This is a genomic window from Candidatus Poriferisocius sp., from assembly GCF_965208355.1.
Lineage (GTDB): Bacteria > Actinomycetota > Acidimicrobiia > Acidimicrobiales > Bin134 > Poriferisocius.
Genome location: NZ_CBDBOM010000003.1, coordinates 1581922 through 1601119 on the forward strand (window position 1 = coordinate 1581922; position 19198 = coordinate 1601119).

Below are 19198 nucleotides of genomic sequence, written 5' to 3' on the forward strand. Positions count from 1 at the left end.
GGTGGTCATGGGAACAGCACCACCGAAGCGGTGAACCCGTGAAGGAAATTGCGGCCGCCAATCGGGCCGAGTTCGCCGGCGCAGAACATTCCCGCCACGGGTGCTCTTTGCAGGGCTTCAAAGACCACGGCAGCGTCGTGGTCAGGCCCTTCGAACAAATGGGTGCCCCGGCCATTGCAGGTGAACACCAGAGCGGATGCAGCCGAGGCATCGGCCATAAGCTCGCGGAGATCTTCGTCGGCGGTGGCCGCATCCCGGACTTGGAATTGGACCGTGGTCCCCACTTCCAGAGAATCGCCCACGGCTAGCGCTCCGGAGTCCTCGTCAGCGCCGATCAGTCCGCGGATCAGGAAATCCCCCCTATCGAACTCGGACTTGTGCTCGTCGATGACGATTCCGATGTGCAGGCCCTTCGACACCAGCGCCCGCTCGGCATCATCCAACCCCAGCAGAATTTCCCGCAGGCGGTCTACCGCCGGTCGGCCCCCCATCTCAGAGACGATATTGCCCTCCGACTTGGTGATCGTGAACGGCTGGCCTATGGGACGGCAACCCTGGGAAACGACGGTGCGAACTTCGACTTGGGGATCGAGGAGAACCCCCACCGCGCCGTCATCGAAGACCTGCCGACCCAGGATCAGGCGGTTGCCTCCCGGTCGGCCGGCAGCCGAAGCCAGCCCTCCCACTACCGTCGTCTCACTGCCCGTGTTCAGAAGGGCATCGCTGGGAAAGGTGAAGGGGTCGGGGAGCACTAGGAGGGTTCCTGCGGCGTTGGCCGGCATCCCTCCCACGGCCCAGCCGTCAGGGCCTCGAACCGCTTCGAGCCGAACCGATTGGGCAGGGCACTGGGAAGCAGCCCACAGGGACACGGCTGGACGCTCTTCCACCTCGAGAGGCCCGCCGATCACCGAAATCGCGGTGGCCCCGACAAGGGCCGACGGGGTCAGCACCTGGTGTATTGCGTCAGCCACCTCGCTGATTGCCTCGCGGTGTGACGCAGAGGTGAACACCACGGCCAAATCAGGAGAAGGGCCTACTGCCTCGAGTATCTCACCAAGCACCTCGCCAACGGCGCTGGCCGAATCGGGATGCTCCGACAAAGCGGCCCCATACCTGCTCACTACCTGCACGCTAGCCCGGCAGGAGGCGCTGGCAGCGGAAAAAACGCTATGTTACATCACCCCGGAGTAAATCCGGGATCAAACCTGGACTGAGGTGGTGGTACGAGCGGCCAGGGTGTCAACGTCGGCGTGGCGGATTCGAGCCAATCCCAGCATGCTGGCCACGCTGATGAACCACCAGCCCAGGTCGAAATCATGCCAGCGGCGAGCGAAGCGGGCCGACGTTGGCGCGGCATGGTGATTGTTGTGGTATCCCTCACCGCAGGTGAGCCACGCCAGCCAGGTGACATTGGTGGCGCTGTTGTCGAATGGTCGGCGACCGAATGTGTGAGCCACTCCGTTCACCGAGCCTCCCAGTCCGATATAGCCCACGGTGTGGACCACCACGGCCACGATGCCGGGCAGTACGCCCAGCCACCAAACGAGGATGGCTATACCCAGGACCAATCCGATAATCCCGCGGTTGAGCAGCCAACGATCGGGCTTGGTAACCGGGATGTCCTTGGCGTAGCGCTCCGTGGTGAGGGGATCGCGAGCCGATCTCCGGTAGAGGGCGGCGTTTGTGAGCTGAACCCGCAGCCAGCCCAGCCGGGCGGGGGAGTGGGGGTCTTCAGGGGCGTCGGTGTATGCATGGTGCTTGCGGTGGACTGCGGCCCATTGTCGAGCGGAGATGCCGGTGGCCATCCACAAAAACACCTTGAAGGTGCTGCGAAGCGCGGGATGGAGCTGCACAGCCTTATGGGCCAAATCCCGGTGCAGGTACACCGTCGTGGCCAGATTGGCCAACTGGGTGAGAGCGATTCCTACCACGATCGCGATCACAAACTGCACTGATTGAACTCCCAACGAGTCAGGCACGACCGCCGATTGCGGCAGCCACGAGTGTGACCCTAGAGGACGGACGGGGGTTACATGAGGTTGAGGCCCGCTCAACGGTACTGCCCCAACAGATCCCCCTGCAGGTCAGGGTATTGGGCGGTGGCCGGAGTGAGCGAACCGGGTGTTGGAAGATAGCTTGGGCGGGATGGGGGTGTTGTCGGAATTCGAGTCTAAGCGGTTGCTGGCCAGCCACGGTGTTGAGATCAGCCGAGACACGCTGGCCCATTCAGTGGAAGCAGCGGTGAATGCAGCGGCGGAAATCGGGGGCTCGGTAGTAGTGAAGCTGTGCGGTCCGACGCTGGCCCACAAGAGCGAGAGAGGGCTGGTGCGTTTGGGGCTGGACAGACCCGAAACAGTGCGGTCTGCGGCCGAGGAACTGCTGGCCCTGGCCACCGAAGAAGACGGAGAGGTGAGCTTGCTGATATCGGAAATGGTCGAAGGGCACCGGGAGCTTATTGCCGGGGTGGTTCGCACCGAGCAGTTCGGGACCGCGCTCATGCTCGGCTTGGGCGGAGTGCTGACCGAAGCGGTGGGGGAAGTGGTGTTCCGGCTTCTGCCGGTGAGCAAAGCCGATTGTCAAGACATGATCGAGGACTTGGGCGCGCCTGCTCTTCTGGCTCCACTGCGGGGCGAGCCGGCAGTAGACCGAGATGCTCTGGTAACCACCCTGTTTGGTCTGGCTCAGGCCGGCTGCGAGGACGAGATCGAGGCCATCGACGTTAATCCCCTGGTGATTCGAGATGGCCGACCCGTGGCGGTCGATGGCTTGGTCGTGATGAGCGCTCCATGACTTCGACCCCGTTTGACCTCCTTTTCAATCCCCGAGGAATTGTGGTGGCCGGAGCCTCCACTCACCCCGGGAAGTTTGGCTTCGTGGCCCTCCACAACGTGCTGGCAGGCGGATTCAGCGGGCGAATATTCGCGACCAACCCTGATCAGCCGACCATTCTGGGGATCAACACCTTGTCCTCGGTCGATGAGGTGCCAGACGGAGCTGCCGATCTGGTGATGGTCTGCACTCCGCCCTCTACGTGCCCCGACATTTTGAGGTCGGCGGCAGACCGGGGAATCGGCGCGGCATTCATTGCCTCTGGAGGATTCCGAGAGGCGGGGGCAGAGGGAGCCCAAGCGGAAGAGCAGTTGATCGAGCTGGCTGATTCGCTGGGAATGGTTGTAGCCGGGCCCAACGGCCAAGGGTTGATCTCCACTCCGGCCAAACTCGCGGCCCAGATAGTGGCCCCAGTGCCGCCTCCTGGTCCCATCGCCGTGGCCAGCCAATCAGGCAATTTGGTATCGGCCTTCATGAATTATGCCGTCCATAGCGGGGTGGGCATCAGCCGAGCAGTGAGCGCGGGCAATGCCGCAATGGTGGGAGTGGTTGACTATCTAGGCTGGTTCGCCAAGGACCCCTTCACCAAGGCGATGGCCGCCTATGTCGAAGGTGTTGGCGACGGCCGGCAATTCGCGGGGGCCATCCGGGAGGCGGCCGAGGCCAAGCCCGTTGTCCTAGTCAAAGGGGGAATTACCCCGCGGGGAGCTCAGGCCGCGGCCAGCCACACCGGGGCACTGGCCACCGACGACCGGGTATTCGACGGCATGGTTCGCCAATGCGGAGCAATCAGAGCCGCCACCATCGAGGAGGCCTACGACGCGGTGGCTGCGTTTGCCACCCAGCCTTTGCCGACAGGCCCCCGCACCCTGGTGCTCTCCAGCGCAGGCGGGTGGGGAGTGATAGCGGCCGACGCGGTTTCCAATTCGGGATTGGAGCTGATCTCCCTGCCCGCCGACTTGGAATCGGCCATTGACGGCCTCGTCCCGCCCCGCTGGAGCCGCAACAATCCGATCGACCTGGCCGGAGGCGAGAGCCGCGACACCATCCCGGAAGCCATCAATCTGGTGGCCGACCACCCGGAGGTCGACGCGGTGATCTATCTCGGCATGGGCATCCAAGCCAATACCGCGTCCCATCTGCGTTCGGGCCCGTTTTTCGAGTCAGCTGATCTAGCCCGCATATGCGAGTACCACGAGCGCCAAGACGGCCGTTTTGCAGCAGCCGCGGCCGAAGCCTCCCGGCGGACCGGCAAACCAATATTGGCTGCCACCGAATTGGCCGTCACCCAACCGGGCAATGCCGGCCCGGCCACAATGGCTGCTGAGAGCCGCTATTGCTTTCCTTCCGCCGACCGCGCCGTGCGAGCCCTGCACCACTTGTGGTGGCACGCCCGGTGGCGCAGACGGCACCTAGGATGACCGCAGTGCGTCGAATCGTTATGCCTGTTCTGCTGCTTGCAGTGGCCTTCGCGGCGTTATTCGGCTCCAACTACCTCAACGATCAGCTTCACGAGAATTTGGGCGAGGTGGCCACCGATGACTCAGTGCCACCGGGCGTCGGCACCCCTCTCGTCTCCACCCGCCGACTCACCCCGCTGCTGGCTCCGTCGCTGACCAAGCCTGATTTCTTTGACACCCTGGACGAACTGATGGCAACTGCGCCTTCGTCGGCCTGTGTCCACGTGACCCTCGACGACCGAGGCCCTGCGTTTTACGAGAGCAACGCGAGCATCCAGGTGATGCCAACTGAGGCCTTTCTCCTGCTCACTTTGGCCACCGCTCAACGGGAGCTCGGACCCGATCACGCTTTTTCCACCTCCGTGCTGTCGGTCGTTCCGATGGAAGGCGGCGTAGTTAACGGCGACATCTATCTGGTCGGCGGGGGAGATCCTTTGCTGTTGACCCCAGAGTTCGCGGCCACATTGGAGCCGGGTGAAAACCGACTCCACACCACGGTCGAGAATCTGGCCCAGCAACTGGTTGACGATGGCTTGGCCTTGGTGACTGGAGCCGTAGTGGGCGACGCCACTCGTTATGACGATCTTCTCTACGTTGGCACCTGGCCGGAGAGCCTGGTCGCATCGGAGAACATCGGCACCCTTCTGGCTCTTCAATTCGATGACGGTTGGGTGCAGTTCCCAGTTCCGGATCCGGCCGGGGAGGGCGAAGAAGTGGTCGAGGATGCTCCGGAAGAAGCAGTCGGCTACCAGGCCGCTGAGAATCCGCCGTTCTACGCCGCCGCCCTCTTCGATGACATGCTGGAAGCCCGAGACGTGGTCATTCGCCGCAGTCCCCGTTCTGAGGCAGTCCCCGACGAGGAAGAGGTCTATGTCTTGGCCACCATCAAGTCGGCCCCCCTATCGGATCACTACCAGCAGATTCTCGACAATCGAGATATCGAGACCACTGAGCTGCTGCTCAAGGAGATCGGTCAGGTGACCTCTGGATTGGGCAGCACGCGGGCCGGGTCTCGGGCTGTGGAGACCGTCCTTGCGGGTATCGGGGTTGATGTCGAAGAGTTCCAACTGCTCCAGTTCGATGGCTCTGGCCTAGATCCGGCCAATGTCGCGACCTGCCCGGTGTTCACTGCGCTGCTCGACAGCGAAGAGTTCAGTCCCTTCTTCCATGAATTGCTGCCCACCGCTGCTGAGGACCCCTCGCTTCAGAGCCGATTTGCAGGGGTCGAGAATCCCGGGCGGATCAGAGCCTTTTCAGGCGGCTCGTCGAACGCCACCGCGATGGTCGGCTATATCGACATCGGCCGAGGCCAGGAGTTGACGTTCGCATTCATCGCCAACCAACAAGGCGTGCAGGACAATCGGACCCTCAGAGAACTGGAAGGTCGCATCGTCACCCATTTGGCCTCCCTCGAATCCAAGCCGAGCCTTGACGATATCCAGCTAGAACCGCTCCGCTCCGGCTGATCGGGTCAACCGGTACTGAGAGAATGACGACTGCTGCCCCAATGCCGATGTTTCCGCTGGGCATGGTGCTGTTGCCCACCATGGTGGTGCCCATCCACGTCTTCGAACCCCGCTACCGGCAGATGACGAAAGACTGCCTGGACGGTGACCGGGAGTTCGGGGTGGTGCTCATAGAGCGGGGCAGCGAGGTAGGTGGTGGAGACATCCGAACAGACGCCGGAACTATGGCCAGAATTGTCGATTCCCAGGAGTTCCCCGATGGTCGGTGGGGTCTGGTGGCCGAAGGCACCCGGCGCATTCGGGTCTCCCGGTGGCTGGAGGATGATCCCTATCCCCGGGCCGAGGTACAAGACTGGCCTGATGATGAACTCGGCTACGACGAGGGGGCCGAAATGGATGCTGGTCTGCCCTCCGTGGTGGCTTCATGGCGCCGGGTACTGGCCTTGCAGTCCGAATTGGGAGTTCCCGGTCCTCCGGCGACCTTCGAGGTGTCTAATGACCCTTTGACCGCCGTCTGGCAGCTCGCGTCTCTGTCTCCTATGGGTCCACTTGACCGCCAGGGGCTTTTGACGGCCGCGAACGCTGCTCGCCGTTTGGATCTGTTGGGGGATTCCCTGACTGTTGCTGAAGAGATCATTCGAGCCAGAATCGAAATGGGGTAGCGGATACCACCGGGGTAGGCTGGCTACTTGCCGGAAGAACTCGCGGGAGGACAATTGTCGAAGCGTTCAACAGCCGCTAAGAGGGGCAATTCGCCAAAGAAGGTGGTCGAAGAGCTAAAGGACCTGTTGATCGGATACGCCCGACAGGAGATCCTGACGCCGCTGACGCGCCTCGGCAAGACGCTGAAACTCGGGCTGCTGGGCGCGTTGAGCATCGGCATCGGACTCATCTTTTTGGTCATTGGCGGATTGCGCCTGCTCCAAACTGAGGCATCTGGTGTCTTCGACGGCAACATGAGCGCCTTGCCCTATGTGGTGGTGCTCGCCGGTGTCGTAGCGGTGCTGGCCGCGGCGTTTGTAGTCAGAGCTCGGCTCTCGAAGGGAGACCGCTCGTGAGTGATTGGAATTTGGACCGCGGTCCAATCGATCGGGACGACATCAGAGACAAGTTCGAAGAGCTGAAGGGGGGCTTCGACCATACTGCGGAAACGGCTCGCACCCCGGTTCTGGGTGCGGGAATGGTAGCTCTCGTGGTACTGGCGGCGGTGGCTTTCTGGTTGGGGCGCAGGCGCGGCCGCGCTAGCCGGACTGTGGTCGAAGTTCGCCGGGTCTGAACAGACATGCCCGATCCTTTGGGATACCTGCGCCGACAAGCCATCAGGCGCGGCATCATGGGAGGTAGTCGGGGATGGCTCATCTTGGGGGGAATTGCCTGGGGTCTCCGCCTGTTGAACCGGGTGGCGAATACCCGTCGGCTGCGAACTGTTCTTGTTGAGGAGCTCCGCCCCGGTGAGAGCATCCACATCTCCCATCTGCCCGACGATTCACAGTGAGCCGGTTGCTCAGGGCCGGCGAGCTTGTCCTGCTCACCGACCGAAAGGGCCGCCGTTATCTCACCAATTTGGTTGAGGGCCGGGATTTCCATACCCACGCGGGGTTGGTGGCCCACGACGAATTGATCGGCGGCACCGAGGGCATGCAGGTGCGGACGACCCGCAATGCCGAATTGACTGTTTGGCGCCCCACCCTGCGCGACTACGTGCTGAAGATGCCTCGGGGGGCACAGGTGGTGTATCCCAAGGACAGCGCGGCCATCCTCATGCAGGCCGATGTGTATCCCGGCGCCCGAGTGCTGGAGTCGGGAGTGGGCTCAGGAGCGTTGTCTCTGAGCCTGTTGCGAGCCGGCGCGTTGGTGCAGGGCTACGAAATCAGAGAGGACTTCGCCCAACGGGCCATCGAGAACGTGACCAGTTTTCTCGGCTCGGAGGCTGTTGACCGCTACAAAGTGGAGATACGGGACTGCTATCAGGGAATCGGCGCCGAAGGGCTGGACCGTGTCGTGCTGGACTTGCCCGAACCGTGGCAGGTGGTGCCCCATGCGGCGAGCTCCTTGAACCCCGGCGGCATCTTGGTGGCCTACACGCCAAGCATCGTGCAGGCGGTACAGCTGCGGGAAGCCTGCGAGCCCGGACCCTGGGCTTCGGTGTCCACCGTGGAAGTTCTCCACCGTGACTGGCACGTCAGGGGCGACGCGGTCAGACCTGAGCATCGAATGGTGGGCCACACCGGCTTTATTACCTCGGCTCGACGCCTCGCGGGCTGACTCCGAGGACTACAACGCGAGGCTTATACCTCGATGAATATGCACTCTCCCGGGCATTCTTCAGCCGACTCTATGGTGGCCTCTTCTTGGCCTTCGGGGACGATGGCCAGTCCGTCGACTCCCCCTGGCTCGCTGAAAACCTTGTCGCCCTCTTTCACATAGGCGAGACCGTCGTCCAGCAGAGTGAAGACATCGGGAGCGATCTCTTCACAGAGACCGTCACCAGTGCAGAGATCTTGATCGATCCAGACCTTCATTTGCATCGGTGCTGGGGCCCTTTCCTGACTGACAGTGGACGGCAAGCATGGTAGACGCTGGGTGCGCTCTCAGTGTAACCGACGCACAGTCGATCTCCGCCCACGCAGCAGAAAATTGCCTGGGTGGGAAAGAGTCCGGCCGGGAACTTGCGTCGGCAATGCGGTCTAGTACGTGTAAAGTCGGGCTGGTATGGCAGACGGCGACGCGGCATCGGCAACGGAAGGGCCGCAGGAGGATATCCCCCCGACAGAGCAGCTGGAGGCGCTGCAAGAGGAGGTGGCGACCCTTCGCCAGCGGCTCCAGGACGCGCCGAAGCGAGTCCGCACCCTAGAGGAGCGGCTGCTGGAGACCAAGGGGCAATTGGCCAAAGCCGTCTCTCAGAACGAAAAGCTCACCTACACACTTCGGGAAGCCCGAGAGCATATTTCCGCCCTTCGAGACGAAGTGGACAAGCTCACCCAGCCGCCATCGGCCTATGGGACGCTGCTGGGCCGCAATGACGACGGCACGGTTGACGTGTTCTCCGGGGGCCGCAAGATGCGGGTTGCCCTCCATCCGGAGATCGAGTCGGAGGAGCTGAACCGGGGACAAGAGGTGGTGTTGAATGAATCGCTGAATGTCGTTCTGTCTCGGGTAGGCGATGGAACCGGCGAGGTGGTGACCATAAAGGAGCTGCTGCCCGGCGGTCTGCGGGCCCTCATTGTCGGCCGGGCCGATGAGGAGCGAGTGGTGGAGTTGGCCACTGAGCTGATCGACCAACCCCTCAAGAGCGGGGACACCGCGCTAATGGACTCCCGGTCGGGCCTGTTGGTCGAGCGCCTGCCCCGGCCCGAGGTGGAAGATCTGGTGCTGGAAGAAGTGCCCGACATCACCTATGAGCAGGTTGGTGGACTTGACGAGCAAATCGAGCAGATTACCGACGCAGTCGAGCTTCCTTTCGTACACCATGATCTATTTGCCGAGTACCAGCTGCCCGCCCCGAAGGGCATCCTGCTGTACGGCCCGCCGGGTTGCGGCAAGACCCTGATCGCCAAGGCGGTTGCCAACTCATTGGCCAGCAAGGTGGCAGAAATCAGCTCCGACCGAGAGGCGCGTTCCTATTTCTTGAACATCAAGGGTCCGGAGCTGCTCAACAAATACGTGGGAGAGACTGAGCGCCAGATCAGGTTGGTGTTCCAACGGGCCCGGGAGAAGTCGGCTGAGGGCTGGCCAGTGATTGTGTTCTTCGACGAGATGGAGTCGTTGTTCCGCACCCGGGGCACCGGAATCAGCTCTGATATGGAATCCACTGTGGTGCCTCAGCTTCTGGCTGAGATTGATGGTGTCGAAGCTCTGAAGAACGTGATTGTCATCGGGGCGTCCAACCGTGAGGACCTTATCGACCCGGCCATTCTGAGGCCCGGACGCCTGGATGTGAAGATCAAGATTCAGCGTCCCGACGCCGATGCGGCTTGCGCCATCTTCTCCCGCTATCTCACCTCCGATCTGCCCATTTCGGCCGAAATGGTAGAGGGACTGGGCGGCGGCGATCCGGACAAGGCCATCCAGGCCATGGTCGAGCAGGCAGTGGCCGAGATGTTCTTGGAAGAGGAGCGCAACCAGTTCTTGGAGGTCACCTACCAGAACGGTGACAAGGAGATCATGTATTTCAAGGACTTCGCCTCGGGAGCCATGATCGAGAATGTGGTTCGGCGGGCCAAGAAATTGGCCATCAAGCGACTGCTGGCGGGCGGATCCCCGGGAATTCACATCAACGACCTCTTGGACTCGGTTCACCAGGAGTACCGGGAGCACGAAGATCTGCCCAACACCACGAACCCCGACGACTGGGCCAAGATCTCGGGCAAGAAGGGAGAGCGGATCGTGTTTGTCCGCACGCTGCTCTCCGACGAGGAGTCAAGTCAGGGCGGTCGCTCCATCGAGGCAATAGGCCCCGGCCAATATCTCTGATCTGGGGAACCGCCTGACTGGGTTCCCAAGTCATACTGCCCAGGTCATGTGGTGCCCCGCTCAAGTCATGTAGCGTGCCGAGCATGGCGGTTCCAAAGATCTGCGGTATTGAGACCGAGTTCGGGATCGCCCATACCGGCACCGAGGATGCAAACCCAATCTCGGCTTCCTCCCTGCTCATCAACTCCTATCTCTCGGAGGTGGAGCGCACCGGAGAGGGAGGACCAGCAGCCGGAGTGAACTGGGACTTCGAAGACGAGATGCCCGGCAACGACATCCGGGGCATTGCTCCACTGGGATCGCTGGCCCCCGAAATAGAGACGCACCTGGTGAATGCCGTGCTGACCAACGGCGCCCGGTACTACGTGGACCATGCCCACCCCGAGCTCTCTACTCCCGAATGCAGCAACGCCTTGGACGTGACCCGCTTCGACAAAGCCGGCGAACTGATCTTGATCCGCTCAATGGAGGCAGCCGCCCAAGTCTTGCCCCAAGGCCAGGAGCTTGTGGTCTACAAGAACAACTCGGATGGCAAAGGCAACAGCTATGGGTGCCATGAGAACTACCTCATGGCTCGCACCACGCCTTTCTTCCAGATCGTGGTTCATGCCACCGCGCACTTGGTGACCCGTCAGATCTTCACTGGGTCGGGCAAGGTCGGATCGGAGGCCCCCGGACTCACGACTGCCGAGGTGCCGTTTCAGATCACCCAGCGGGCCGACTTCTTCGAGGAGGAGGTTGGCCTGGAGACCACCCTCAAGCGGCCCATCATCAACACCCGGGACGAGCCCCACGCCGACGCCCGGCACTACCGCCGTCTGCACGTCATCACCGGCGATGCCAACATGTCGGAGGTGGCCACCTTTCTCAAGGTGGGGACCTCCGCGATCGTCCTGGCCATGGTCGAGGACAACGTCTTGCCCCGGGAGTTCCGCTTTCGCGCTCCAGTTCAGGCCATGCGGCAAGTGTCCTACGACGTGAGCCTGACCAAGCCCCTGGAACTGGCCGACGGAACTTCCGCCACCGCCCTGGAGATCCAATGGGACCTCTTGGACCAGGCTCGAAAGTACGCCGACAGCCATGGGCTGGATGCAGTGGGCGGCCCGGTGGGAGAAATGGTGATCGACCGGTGGGAGCAGGTACTGGCCTCGTTGGAGGCCGATCCGATGAGCTTGGCCAGCCAGCTTGACTGGGTGGCCAAGTATCGGTTGATTCAGGGGTTGTCGCAGCGCCACGGGCTGCGGCCCGACGATTCCCGGCTGGCTGCTCTCGACCTTCAGTACCACGACTTGCGACCGGAGAGATCGGTGGCAGCCCGAGTGGGGTTGGAATCGCTTATTTCCGCCGATGATGCCCGGTCGGCTATCTCCGATCCGCCGACAGATACCCGGGCCTACTTCCGAGGCCAGTGCCTCAAACGGTGGTCTCCCAGCATTGTGGCGGCGAATTGGGACTCCATTGTGTTCGACGTAGGCGACGAACCGCTGCGACGGGTTCCCATGATGGAGCCCACCCGAGGGACGGTCGACCACGTTGGCCAACTCCTGGCTGATTGCGATTCCGCCAGCGAGCTGTTGTTCCGGCTGCGAGAACCAGGTTCCCGCTAAACCTGCGACACACCACTAGCTCCACAAATTGTCCTCGCTTCGCGATGGGCGCGATATCGTGATCGGCACGCATCCGGGTACCAGAGGGATGAGATGGCAGAACGAGAACAGATCAAAAAGCCGGCACCTCAAAGAGAGGAGTCGGAGGTTGAAGACGCCCCCGCAACTTCGGGACAAGGCGAAGAGTTGAAGGCCGAGCTCGACGAGCTCCTGGACGAGATCGACGAAGTGTTGGAATCAAACGCCGAGGACTTCGTGAAGTCATATATCCAAAAGGGCGGACAGTAGCGGTAGTCTGCAAACTGTGACGTTGCCCCTCTTTGAAGCCGGGGGCGACCCCGGCCCCAACTTTGCGGAGTTGCTGCGGTCTACAGGGCTGGTCCCGCCAGTGCCCGCCATCCCGGCTGCCGATACGGCCATTGCCCATGCCACCACGGTGGTTGCCATTCGCTGCCAACAGGGGGTGGTAATGGCCGGAGACCGCCGGGCGACCGCCGGACACCTCATCAGCCACCGGACCATCGAGAAGGTATTCCCGGCCGATCACTACTCCGGAGTGGCCATCGCCGGTGCCGCTGGGCCCGCCATGGAGATGGTTCGGCTGTTCCAGTTGCAGCTTGAGCACTATGAGAAGGTGGAAGGAAAGGCTCTAAGCCTGGACGGCAAGGCTAACCAGCTAGGCATGATGGTAAGGAACAACCTTCCAGCGGCGATGCAGGGGTTTGCGGTGGTCCCGCTCTTCGCGGGCTATGACACCAGCCGCGAAGCTGGTCGCTTGTTCCAGTACGACGTCACCGGCGGCCGCTACGAAGAGCGGGAGTATGCCGTGGGGGGCTCGGGGAGCCTCCACGCGGGGACAGTGATCAAGCTGGGCTACCGATCCGACGCCGATGCCGACGAGATGATCGACTTGGCTGTTTCGGCTCTGTTCCGCACCGCGGAGGAGGACTCGGCTACCGGCGGTCCTGATTTGGTGAGAGGGATATATCCGGTGGTGGCGGTCATCGGTGCCGACGGCTTCCAACGGGTGGCCGATGCCGACGTCGAAGCCCGATTTCGTGATCTGCTGGCCAGTCTGGAGAACCGGGGAGGTGAGTCGCAGTGACGATGCCCTTCTATGTGGCGCCCGAGCAGTTGATGAAGGATCGGGCCGACTTCGCCCGCAAGGGCATTGCCCGGGGCCGGGCACTGACCGCGCTCAGTGTTCGCGACGGCATCTTGATCTGCGCCGAGAACCGCTCCAATACCCTGCGCAAGGTCAGTGAGATATACGACCGCATTGCGTTCGCCGGTGTGGGCCGATACAACGAGTTCGACCAACTCCGCATCGCCGGCGTGCGCCACGCCGACCTCAAGGGCTACACCTACAGCCGCGAGGATGTGGACGCCCGGAGCCTGGCCAACCAATACGCCCAAGTTCTGGGCCAGACCTTCACCCACGAGATGAAGCCGATGGAAGTGGAGATTCTGGTGGCCGAGGTGGCGACCGAACCCGATGGGGATCAGATGTTCCACGTGCTCTACGACGGCACCGTGAACGACGAGTCCGGTTACACAGTGTTGGGGGGAGAGGCCGATTCCATCGCCGAGAGGCTGGGACAGACCTACGACCAGGACTGGGAAGTCGGCGACGGGGTTCAAGCCGCGGCGTCGGCCCTTGCCGGGGAGGAACGGTCGCTGGAAGCCGACGACTTGGAGGTGGCCATCTTGGTGCGGGAGACCGGGCGGCGGGCGTTCCAGAGAATCGAAGGCGACGAGCTGGCTGGGCTGTTGGGCTGATGGTACGGCGAGCTTCCGGCAAGGGGAATGGTTAGGCATGGAGCGGCGGATCTTCGGGATCGAGAACGAATACGGGGTTACGTGCGCGCTTCGCGGCCACCGCCGGTTGAGCCCTGATGAGGTGGCTCGGTACTTGTTCCGCCGGGTCGTGTCTTGGGGGCGCAGCAGCAACGTCTTCTTGGTAAACGGGGCCCGGCTGTACCTGGACGTGGGCTCGCATCCCGAATACGCCACGCCGGAGTGCGACTCAGTGTACGACCTGGTGGCCCACGACAAGGCCGGCGAGCGCATTCTGGAGACGCTTATCGAGAGTGCAGAACAGCGGCTCCGAGAAGAGGGGATACAAGGGGACATCTACCTGTTCAAGAACAACACCGATTCGGCTGGAAACAGCTATGGCTGCCATGAGAACTACCTCACCAGCCGACGGGATGATTTCTCCGAATATGCCGAGGTGCTCATCCCGTTCCTGGTCAGCCGCCAGATCTACGCCGGAGCGGGCAAGGTGCTCCAGACCGCCCGAGGGGCCACCTACTGCATGAGTCAGAGGGCCGAGCACATTTGGGAGGGCGTCTCCAGCGCAACCACCCGATCCCGACCCATCATCAACACCCGCGACGAGCCCCATGCCGACGCCGAGCGCTACCGGCGGTTGCATGTGATCGTGGGGGATTCGAATATGAGCGAGTACGCCACATTCTTGAAGGCTGGCGCGACCAGCATTCTGTTGCGAATGCTCGAGGATCCCTCGGTAGCACTACGGGATATGACCCTGGACAACCCCATTAGGGCCATAAGGGAGATCAGCCATGACCCGACTTGCACCCGGCGGATACGCCTGGCCAGCGGTCGTGAGGTCAGTGCGTTGGAGATTCAATCGGAGTACCTCGACCGGGCCCTCAAATACGCCGAAAGTCGCGAACTGGAGCCACAAGACAAGCAGTCTCTGCAAATGTGGGAGCACTGCCTGACCCAGATTGCCGTTGATCCGCTCGGCCTCAGCCGGGAATGCGACTGGGTGATGAAATTCCACCTGGTTGAGGCCTACCGGGAGCGCCACGACCTGAGGCTCAGCGACCCTCGGGTGGCCCTGCTGGATCTCCAATACCACGATGTGAACCGGTCGCGCAGCCTCTTCTATCGGATGCAGAATCGGGGCATGGCCGAGCGGGTATGCGTGGACGACGAGATCAGCCACGCGGTGGAGAACCCGCCGGCCACTACCAGGGCCCGTCTTAGGGGAGAGTTCATTCGGAGGGCCAAAGAGCGCAAACGGGATTACACCGTGGACTGGGTACACCTGAAGTTGAATGACCAGGCCCAGCGAACTGTCCTGTGCAAAGACCCGTTCCGAGCCTACGACGAGCGGGTGGAAAAGCTGATCGAATCCCTGTGATCTCCGCGTTGCTCTGATGGCTGCCAGTTCCAGGAGGAAACCGGAGCAAGTCAGGCTGGAGCGGTTGCTTCGACTCATTGCCGCACTGATTGACACGCCTCGCTTTCTCTCCATAGAGGAAATCCACAAGAGGGTGGGAATCTCCCGCGGAGTCGACTCGGCTGGTTATCCGGAGAACGGAGCGGCGGCCAAGAGGGCCTTTCATCGGGACATGAATGAGTTAGCCGACGCCGGAATACCGGTGATTTCCGGCCCGGTGCCCGGTCAAGAACGGGAGACCTGGGGATACCGAATTCGCAAGCAGGATTACTCGCTTCCCGAGATGGACTTCGAGGCCGATGAGCTTGCTGCTCTACACCGGGCAGCCACCGCGGTCCGATTCGACGGGGTCTCGGGATCAGAGGCCTTATGGAAGCTGGGCGGGAGAGTAGGGGAGGGGACCGAGGCCGAGTTGGCCGCGGTGCCGGTGCATCCTGCATTGGCTGACCTATTCCAAGGTGTCACCGAACAGCGGGTGGTCGAGTTCGCCTATGGCGGGCAAATGCGTGATGTGGAACCGTGGACCCTGGCCTTCGATCAAGGCCACTGGTATGTGGTCGGCCACGACCAGGCGCGCGACGACAAACGCACCTTCCGGGTAGACCGAATCGAAAGTGATGTGACCCTGGGACAGCCCGGTGGCTTTGAGCAACCTGAGGACACTCCTGGTTGGGTGCCGATCCAGCCGTGGAAATTCGGGTCCGACGCGCCAGTCATTGCCTGCCTTCGGGTCGACCCGGAACAGGCCGTGTGGGCCGCCCGGCGCCTTGGACAAGAGCCGTTGGACAAAGACGACGACGGGTCGGCGGTGTTCGAGGTGGTGGTTCGCAGTCAAGATGCCTTCCGGTCGCTGGTATTGGAGTTCCTTGACCACGCCGAGATCGTCGGCCCCCCGGAATTGCGTACCGCCATGGTGGACTGGCTCGAGGAACTGAGCCGATGAGCCGATTGAGTGCGGGGGACCGGCTGCGCAGAATGCTGGAGCTTGTTCCCTGGGTGATGTCCCAGGGCGGAGCGGAGCTGGCCGAGATTTCTCAGCGGTTCGACTACCCCGAAGCCGAGCTGAGGGAGGACTTGGTGAGGGTGCTGTTCGTGGTGGGGCTCTACCCCTTCACACCAGACGAGCTGATATATGTGATGGGGTTGGATGAAGAGGAAAATGGCGGTTGGGTGGCAATCAGCAACGCCGACTACTTCTCCCGCCCATTGCGGCTGACGCCCGGCCAGGCCCTCGGGCTGATTGGGGCCGGAGAGGCCTTGCTGTCGGGGGCCGATCCCGATGGTCCGTTGAGCCGGGGATTGGCCAAGCTGACCGCAGGGCTGGGGGTGAGCGTAGGGGAGGACTTGGCTGTGAGCCTGGGGGAGTCCGCTGAGGAGTGGGTTGAGCCCCTTCTGGCCGCGGTCGCCGATCGCCGACAAGTTCGAATCCGCTACTTCAGCTTCGGTAGAGGACAGGAGTCCGATCGCGACATCCACCCGTACCGGGTCTTCTCAGAGATGGGCAATTGGTATGTGCAGGGCCACTGCCAGCAGGCCGGGGGCGTTCGGGTGTTCCGCATCGACCGGATCAGATCGCTCGAAGCTCTGGATGCCTTCTTCGACGTGCCTGACGAGACGCAAAAGCCGGCGGCCTTCGAGGCCCGTTCGAGCGACCCCCGGGTTGTGCTTCGTCTGGCTCCGGGTACTTCTTGGGCCATTGAGAAGTACCCGACCGAGGAACAGGTAGCCCTGGACACCGGGGAGATCGATGCCACTATGCCAGTGAGCCAAATCAGCCGTCTTGAGCGGCTGTTGCTGCAACTCGGGCGCCAGGCTGAGTTGCGGAGTACTGAGCCTCCGGTTGCCCCTGAACAAACCCGAATTGCCGCCCAGCGGGTGATGGCCAGGTACCGCTAGGGGACATTAGGGCGATGAGCATCGACCAGCCGGAACAGCCGGTGTCCCCGGAAGCCCTGTTGCCACCTGGTGACGGAGACGACGGCGAGACGGACGTAAAGAAGGAGAAGTCCACCGCCCGTGTCATTGCGGAATGGGTGGCCGTCTTGGCTGGTGCACTGGTACTGGCACTGGTGCTTCGCTCTGTGCTCTTCCAGGCCTACTACATACGGTTCACCTCCATGGAGCCCACGTTGGGCAACGGCGACCGGGTCTTGGTCAACAAGCTGGGCTACGACATCGGCGATGTCGACCGCGGGGACCTAGTGGTGTTCGAGAGGCCCCGAGGAGTCAGCGGCCGACAAGAAGACGATCTCATCAAGAGGGTCATTGCCCTGCCCGGCGAGGTCATCGCCTTTGTCGAGGGGGATGTGTATATCGACGGGCGGCGACTCCATGAGCCCTATCTGAGTTCTTCGGGAATAACCAATGGCAAGATGCCCTCAGGGTGCGCGGCGATCGTGGATGATGGATGTCTGATAGGGGCGGGAGAGGTATTCGTCATGGGCGACAACCGGCCCAACTCCACCGATAGCCGCACGTTCGGCCCGATCTCGGAGGACCTCATTGTCGGTCACGCCTTCCTGCGGCTTTGGCCGATGACCGACTTCGGGCGCCTGTAGCTACTGACGGACCACTAACGGTCGAAGTGCTCGTGACCGTGGCCGTGGTCGTTGAACACGTGGGGAACACTGCCCTCGTGGCTGTCGTGCTCTCCGTGGAAAACACAGTCGTCTTCGTCGCCGTGGGCCATGCGGAGACCGAAGGCTTCTTGGAGATTCTGGTTGGTGAGCACCTCGCCGGGTGCACCTGCCGCGACCATCCGATTAGCCAAGAGGAGCACTTGGTCGCAGAGCTCGGCTTCGTCCATGTGATGAGTGGATATGACCACGATGCGGCCCCGTTGGCGCTCCTCATCAATGATGCGGAGAATCGTCTCTTGGCTGGGCATGTCCAAGCCGGTGATGGGCTCGTCCATCAACAGCACGTCAGCGTCGTGGGCCAATGCTTGGGCAACCATGACCCGCTGGCGCTGGCCTCCAGACAACTCTTGGAACTGGTGATTCTTCAGGTCTGCCACCTCGAGCCGCTCGGCCGAATCCTCGATAAGAACCCGATCGGCCGCGCTGAAGCGCTTAACCAAGCCTCGGTCCCGGAATCGGGACATGCGCAGAACGTTGGCCACTGTCAGAGGCATCCAAGCCCGTTGTCCGTGCTGTTGCGCCACCAGGGCGATGGTCTTCTTGGAGGGATCCGGGGTGAGCGTCCCCTGCGTTGGCTGGGCCAGCCCGCACATCACTCGGAGCAGCGTGGTCTTGCCCGATCCGTTGGCACCTACCAGAGCGGTGGAGGTTCCGTGCTTGAATTGGCAGCTAATGCCAGAAAGAGCGATGTGCCCGTTGCCGTATTTGAACACTACGCCGTCAAAAACGACGGGTTCCTTGTTCAGAGTGGCCAAGTCCCCTGAATAGGTGGCGTGATCGCTCATCACCGGTCAGGGTACCAGCTATCCAGCGCCCCTCTCATTCGATCGACATGGTCGCTATAGACCCCGTCGATACCCATATCCAGCAATTCGTTGAGCACCCGGGGCTGTTGCGCATCCCATCCGAAGCACAGAATTCCAAAACGGTGGAACAATGTGACCAGGCCACCGGTCCAGTCGGTTTGATGGAGATTCACCGAGTCGATCCCGGATTCGGCCAACACCGCAGCCCGCCGCTCTGGACCACCGTCCATGCGACTCAGCCGGGTGGAATTGCAAAGGCGAACGTCGGGCCATTGCTTCCGCAGAAGGACCAGGGTGTCGACATCGGGGTGGCACAACCACAGTCGCTCTCGGAGGGCCACGCCGGCGTCGGCGGCGGCCGCGTCCACACTGTCGACCACCGCCGATGCAGCCTCGGGATCCTTCAAGTCGAGCGATAACTCGAAGTTGGTGCCGCACTCCATGAACAGATCATCCAGGGCGGGGATGTGGTCGGGCAGTTCGTCGCGGTGGCAATCGGAGACAAGACGCTTTCGACGCCAACGGGATGAGCGAACCAGGCCGTCATGGTCGAGCACCGCCTGGCCGTCGGCGGTCACCCAGGCATCGCTCTCCAGGCCGGCAGCCCCCATCTCCAAGGCAAGTGAGAAGGCAGCCAGGGTGTTTTCCCGTTCGTGGGCTCGAGCGCCCCGATGGGCGAATCCCATGGGCGGGATTCGAAGCGG

General features: G+C 62.3%; 21 protein-coding genes. 16 read left to right on the forward strand and 5 right to left on the reverse strand.

The genetic code is table 11. The features are described 5' to 3' along the window. Positions 1–5: 5 nt before the first annotated feature. Positions 6–1121, reverse strand: coding sequence for an FIST signal transduction protein (locus ACOGXH_RS08615; protein WP_419928699.1), 1116 nt, complete (start codon positions 1119–1121; stop codon positions 6–8). 78 nt (positions 1122–1199) lie between these two features. Next, positions 1200–1952, reverse strand: a complete 753-nt coding sequence (locus tag ACOGXH_RS08620) for a fatty acid desaturase (protein ID WP_419928700.1) — start codon at positions 1950–1952, stop codon at positions 1200–1202. Between the two features lie 193 nt (positions 1953–2145). Here ACOGXH_RS08620 and ACOGXH_RS08625 point away from each other — a divergent pair, with 193 nt between their 5' ends. From ACOGXH_RS08625 to ACOGXH_RS08655, 7 genes are all read left to right on the forward strand, one after another. After that, positions 2146–2790: an acetate--CoA ligase family protein gene (locus tag ACOGXH_RS08625; RefSeq protein WP_419928701.1), complete on the forward strand. Its 645-nt coding sequence runs from the start codon at positions 2146–2148 to the stop codon at positions 2788–2790. Then, positions 2787–4250 carry an acetate--CoA ligase family protein gene (locus tag ACOGXH_RS08630; protein ID WP_419928702.1) on the forward strand — a complete coding sequence of 488 codons (1464 nt, stop codon included), beginning with the start codon at positions 2787–2789 and terminating at the stop codon, positions 4248–4250. The genes ACOGXH_RS08625 and ACOGXH_RS08630 overlap by 4 nt, the downstream gene beginning before the upstream one ends. Before the next feature lie 5 nt (positions 4251–4255). Continuing rightward, on the forward strand, positions 4256–5755 hold the full coding sequence (locus ACOGXH_RS08635) for a D-alanyl-D-alanine carboxypeptidase (protein ID WP_419928703.1): 1500 nt from the start codon (positions 4256–4258) through the stop codon (positions 5753–5755). Between the two features lie 41 nt (positions 5756–5796). Continuing rightward, positions 5797–6417, forward strand: coding sequence for an LON peptidase substrate-binding domain-containing protein (locus tag ACOGXH_RS08640; RefSeq protein ID WP_419928704.1), 621 nt, complete (start codon positions 5797–5799; stop codon positions 6415–6417). Positions 6418–6519: 102 nt separating this feature from the next. Then, positions 6520–6813 (forward strand): hypothetical protein, encoded by a 294-nt coding sequence (locus tag ACOGXH_RS08645; RefSeq protein ID WP_419928705.1) that lies wholly within the window; start codon positions 6520–6522, stop codon positions 6811–6813. Between the two features lie 224 nt (positions 6814–7037). After that, positions 7038–7250: a hypothetical protein gene (locus ACOGXH_RS08650; RefSeq protein WP_419928706.1), complete on the forward strand. Its 213-nt coding sequence runs from the start codon at positions 7038–7040 to the stop codon at positions 7248–7250. Beyond that, positions 7247–8020, forward strand: coding sequence for a tRNA (adenine-N1)-methyltransferase (locus ACOGXH_RS08655; protein ID WP_419928707.1), 774 nt, complete (start codon positions 7247–7249; stop codon positions 8018–8020). Before ACOGXH_RS08650 ends, ACOGXH_RS08655 begins: the two co-directional genes overlap by 4 nt. Before the next feature lie 23 nt (positions 8021–8043). Here ACOGXH_RS08655 and ACOGXH_RS08660 read toward each other — a convergent pair whose 3' ends face one another. Beyond that, complete coding sequence (locus ACOGXH_RS08660) at positions 8044–8277, reverse strand: ferredoxin (protein ID WP_419928708.1); 234 nt, start codon at positions 8275–8277, stop codon at positions 8044–8046. Positions 8278–8467: 190 nt separating this feature from the next. On the opposite strand from ACOGXH_RS08660, the gene arc reads away from it, so the two are divergent. From arc to lepB, 9 genes are all read left to right on the forward strand, one after another. Next, positions 8468–10228: a proteasome ATPase gene (gene arc, locus ACOGXH_RS08665; RefSeq protein WP_419928709.1), complete on the forward strand. Its 1761-nt coding sequence runs from the start codon at positions 8468–8470 to the stop codon at positions 10226–10228. Positions 10229–10311: 83 nt separating this feature from the next. Next, the gene (gene dop / locus ACOGXH_RS08670; RefSeq protein ID WP_419928710.1) at positions 10312–11835 is read left to right on the forward strand and encodes a depupylase/deamidase Dop; all 1524 of its coding nucleotides are present in this window, start codon (positions 10312–10314) and stop codon (positions 11833–11835) included. A gap of 93 nt (positions 11836–11928) precedes the next feature. Next, positions 11929–12123, forward strand: a complete 195-nt coding sequence (locus ACOGXH_RS08675; RefSeq protein ID WP_419928711.1) for a ubiquitin-like protein Pup — start codon at positions 11929–11931, stop codon at positions 12121–12123. Positions 12124–12139: 16 nt separating this feature from the next. After that, complete coding sequence (prcB, locus tag ACOGXH_RS08680) at positions 12140–12940, forward strand: proteasome subunit beta (RefSeq protein WP_419928712.1); 801 nt, start codon at positions 12140–12142, stop codon at positions 12938–12940. 2 nt (positions 12941–12942) lie between these two features. Beyond that, positions 12943–13614, forward strand: a complete 672-nt coding sequence (gene prcA, locus ACOGXH_RS08685) for a proteasome subunit alpha (RefSeq protein WP_419930347.1) — start codon at positions 12943–12945, stop codon at positions 13612–13614. Positions 13615–13651: 37 nt separating this feature from the next. Further along, positions 13652–15010 carry a Pup--protein ligase gene (gene pafA, locus ACOGXH_RS08690; protein WP_419928713.1) on the forward strand — a complete coding sequence of 453 codons (1359 nt, stop codon included), beginning with the start codon at positions 13652–13654 and terminating at the stop codon, positions 15008–15010. A 64-nt stretch (positions 15011–15074) separates the two neighbouring features. Next, positions 15075–15992 carry a helix-turn-helix transcriptional regulator gene (locus ACOGXH_RS08695; RefSeq protein WP_419928714.1) on the forward strand — a complete coding sequence of 306 codons (918 nt, stop codon included), beginning with the start codon at positions 15075–15077 and terminating at the stop codon, positions 15990–15992. Continuing rightward, positions 15989–16945 (forward strand): helix-turn-helix transcriptional regulator, encoded by a 957-nt coding sequence (locus ACOGXH_RS08700; protein ID WP_419928715.1) that lies wholly within the window; start codon positions 15989–15991, stop codon positions 16943–16945. Before ACOGXH_RS08695 ends, ACOGXH_RS08700 begins: the two co-directional genes overlap by 4 nt. A gap of 14 nt (positions 16946–16959) precedes the next feature. After that, positions 16960–17607 carry a signal peptidase I gene (lepB, locus tag ACOGXH_RS08705; protein WP_419928716.1) on the forward strand — a complete coding sequence of 216 codons (648 nt, stop codon included), beginning with the start codon at positions 16960–16962 and terminating at the stop codon, positions 17605–17607. A 14-nt stretch (positions 17608–17621) separates the two neighbouring features. Here the strand turns inward: lepB and ACOGXH_RS08710 are convergent, their stop codons facing one another. Continuing rightward, the gene (locus tag ACOGXH_RS08710) at positions 17622–18473 is read right to left on the reverse strand and encodes a metal ABC transporter ATP-binding protein (protein ID WP_419928717.1); all 852 of its coding nucleotides are present in this window, start codon (positions 18471–18473) and stop codon (positions 17622–17624) included. After that, positions 18473–19180, reverse strand: coding sequence for a glycerophosphodiester phosphodiesterase (locus tag ACOGXH_RS08715; RefSeq protein WP_419928718.1), 708 nt, complete (start codon positions 19178–19180; stop codon positions 18473–18475). The genes ACOGXH_RS08710 and ACOGXH_RS08715 overlap by 1 nt, the downstream gene beginning before the upstream one ends. Positions 19181–19198: the final 18 nt, after the last annotated feature.

What these genes read in the sequence shown, in the direction of transcription:
- ACOGXH_RS08625 (WP_419928701.1), top strand. Translation starts at nt 2,146, where the DNA reads ATGGGGGTGTTGTCGGAATTCGAGTCTAAGCGGTTGCTGGCCAGCCAC.
- ACOGXH_RS08630 (WP_419928702.1), top strand. Translation starts at nt 2,787, where the DNA reads ATGACTTCGACCCCGTTTGACCTCCTTTTCAATCCCCGAGGAATTGTG.
- ACOGXH_RS08640 (WP_419928704.1), top strand. Translation starts at nt 5,797, where the DNA reads ATGCCGATGTTTCCGCTGGGCATGGTGCTGTTGCCCACCATGGTGGTG.
- ACOGXH_RS08650 (WP_419928706.1), top strand. Translation starts at nt 7,038, where the DNA reads ATGCCCGATCCTTTGGGATACCTGCGCCGACAAGCCATCAGGCGCGGC.
- ACOGXH_RS08660 (WP_419928708.1), bottom strand. Translation starts at nt 8,277, where the DNA reads ATGAAGGTCTGGATCGATCAAGATCTCTGCACTGGTGACGGTCTCTGT.
- arc (WP_419928709.1), top strand. Translation starts at nt 8,468, where the DNA reads ATGGCAGACGGCGACGCGGCATCGGCAACGGAAGGGCCGCAGGAGGAT.
- dop (WP_419928710.1), top strand. Translation starts at nt 10,312, where the DNA reads ATGGCGGTTCCAAAGATCTGCGGTATTGAGACCGAGTTCGGGATCGCC.
- ACOGXH_RS08675 (WP_419928711.1), top strand. Translation starts at nt 11,929, where the DNA reads ATGGCAGAACGAGAACAGATCAAAAAGCCGGCACCTCAAAGAGAGGAG.
- prcA (WP_419930347.1), top strand. Translation starts at nt 12,943, where the DNA reads ATGCCCTTCTATGTGGCGCCCGAGCAGTTGATGAAGGATCGGGCCGAC.
- pafA (WP_419928713.1), top strand. Translation starts at nt 13,652, where the DNA reads ATGGAGCGGCGGATCTTCGGGATCGAGAACGAATACGGGGTTACGTGC.
- ACOGXH_RS08700 (WP_419928715.1), top strand. Translation starts at nt 15,989, where the DNA reads ATGAGCCGATTGAGTGCGGGGGACCGGCTGCGCAGAATGCTGGAGCTT.
- lepB (WP_419928716.1), top strand. Translation starts at nt 16,960, where the DNA reads ATGAGCATCGACCAGCCGGAACAGCCGGTGTCCCCGGAAGCCCTGTTG.
- ACOGXH_RS08710 (WP_419928717.1), bottom strand. Translation starts at nt 18,473, where the DNA reads ATGAGCGATCACGCCACCTATTCAGGGGACTTGGCCACTCTGAACAAG.
- ACOGXH_RS08715 (WP_419928718.1), bottom strand. Translation starts at nt 19,180, where the DNA reads ATGGGATTCGCCCATCGGGGCGCTCGAGCCCACGAACGGGAAAACACC.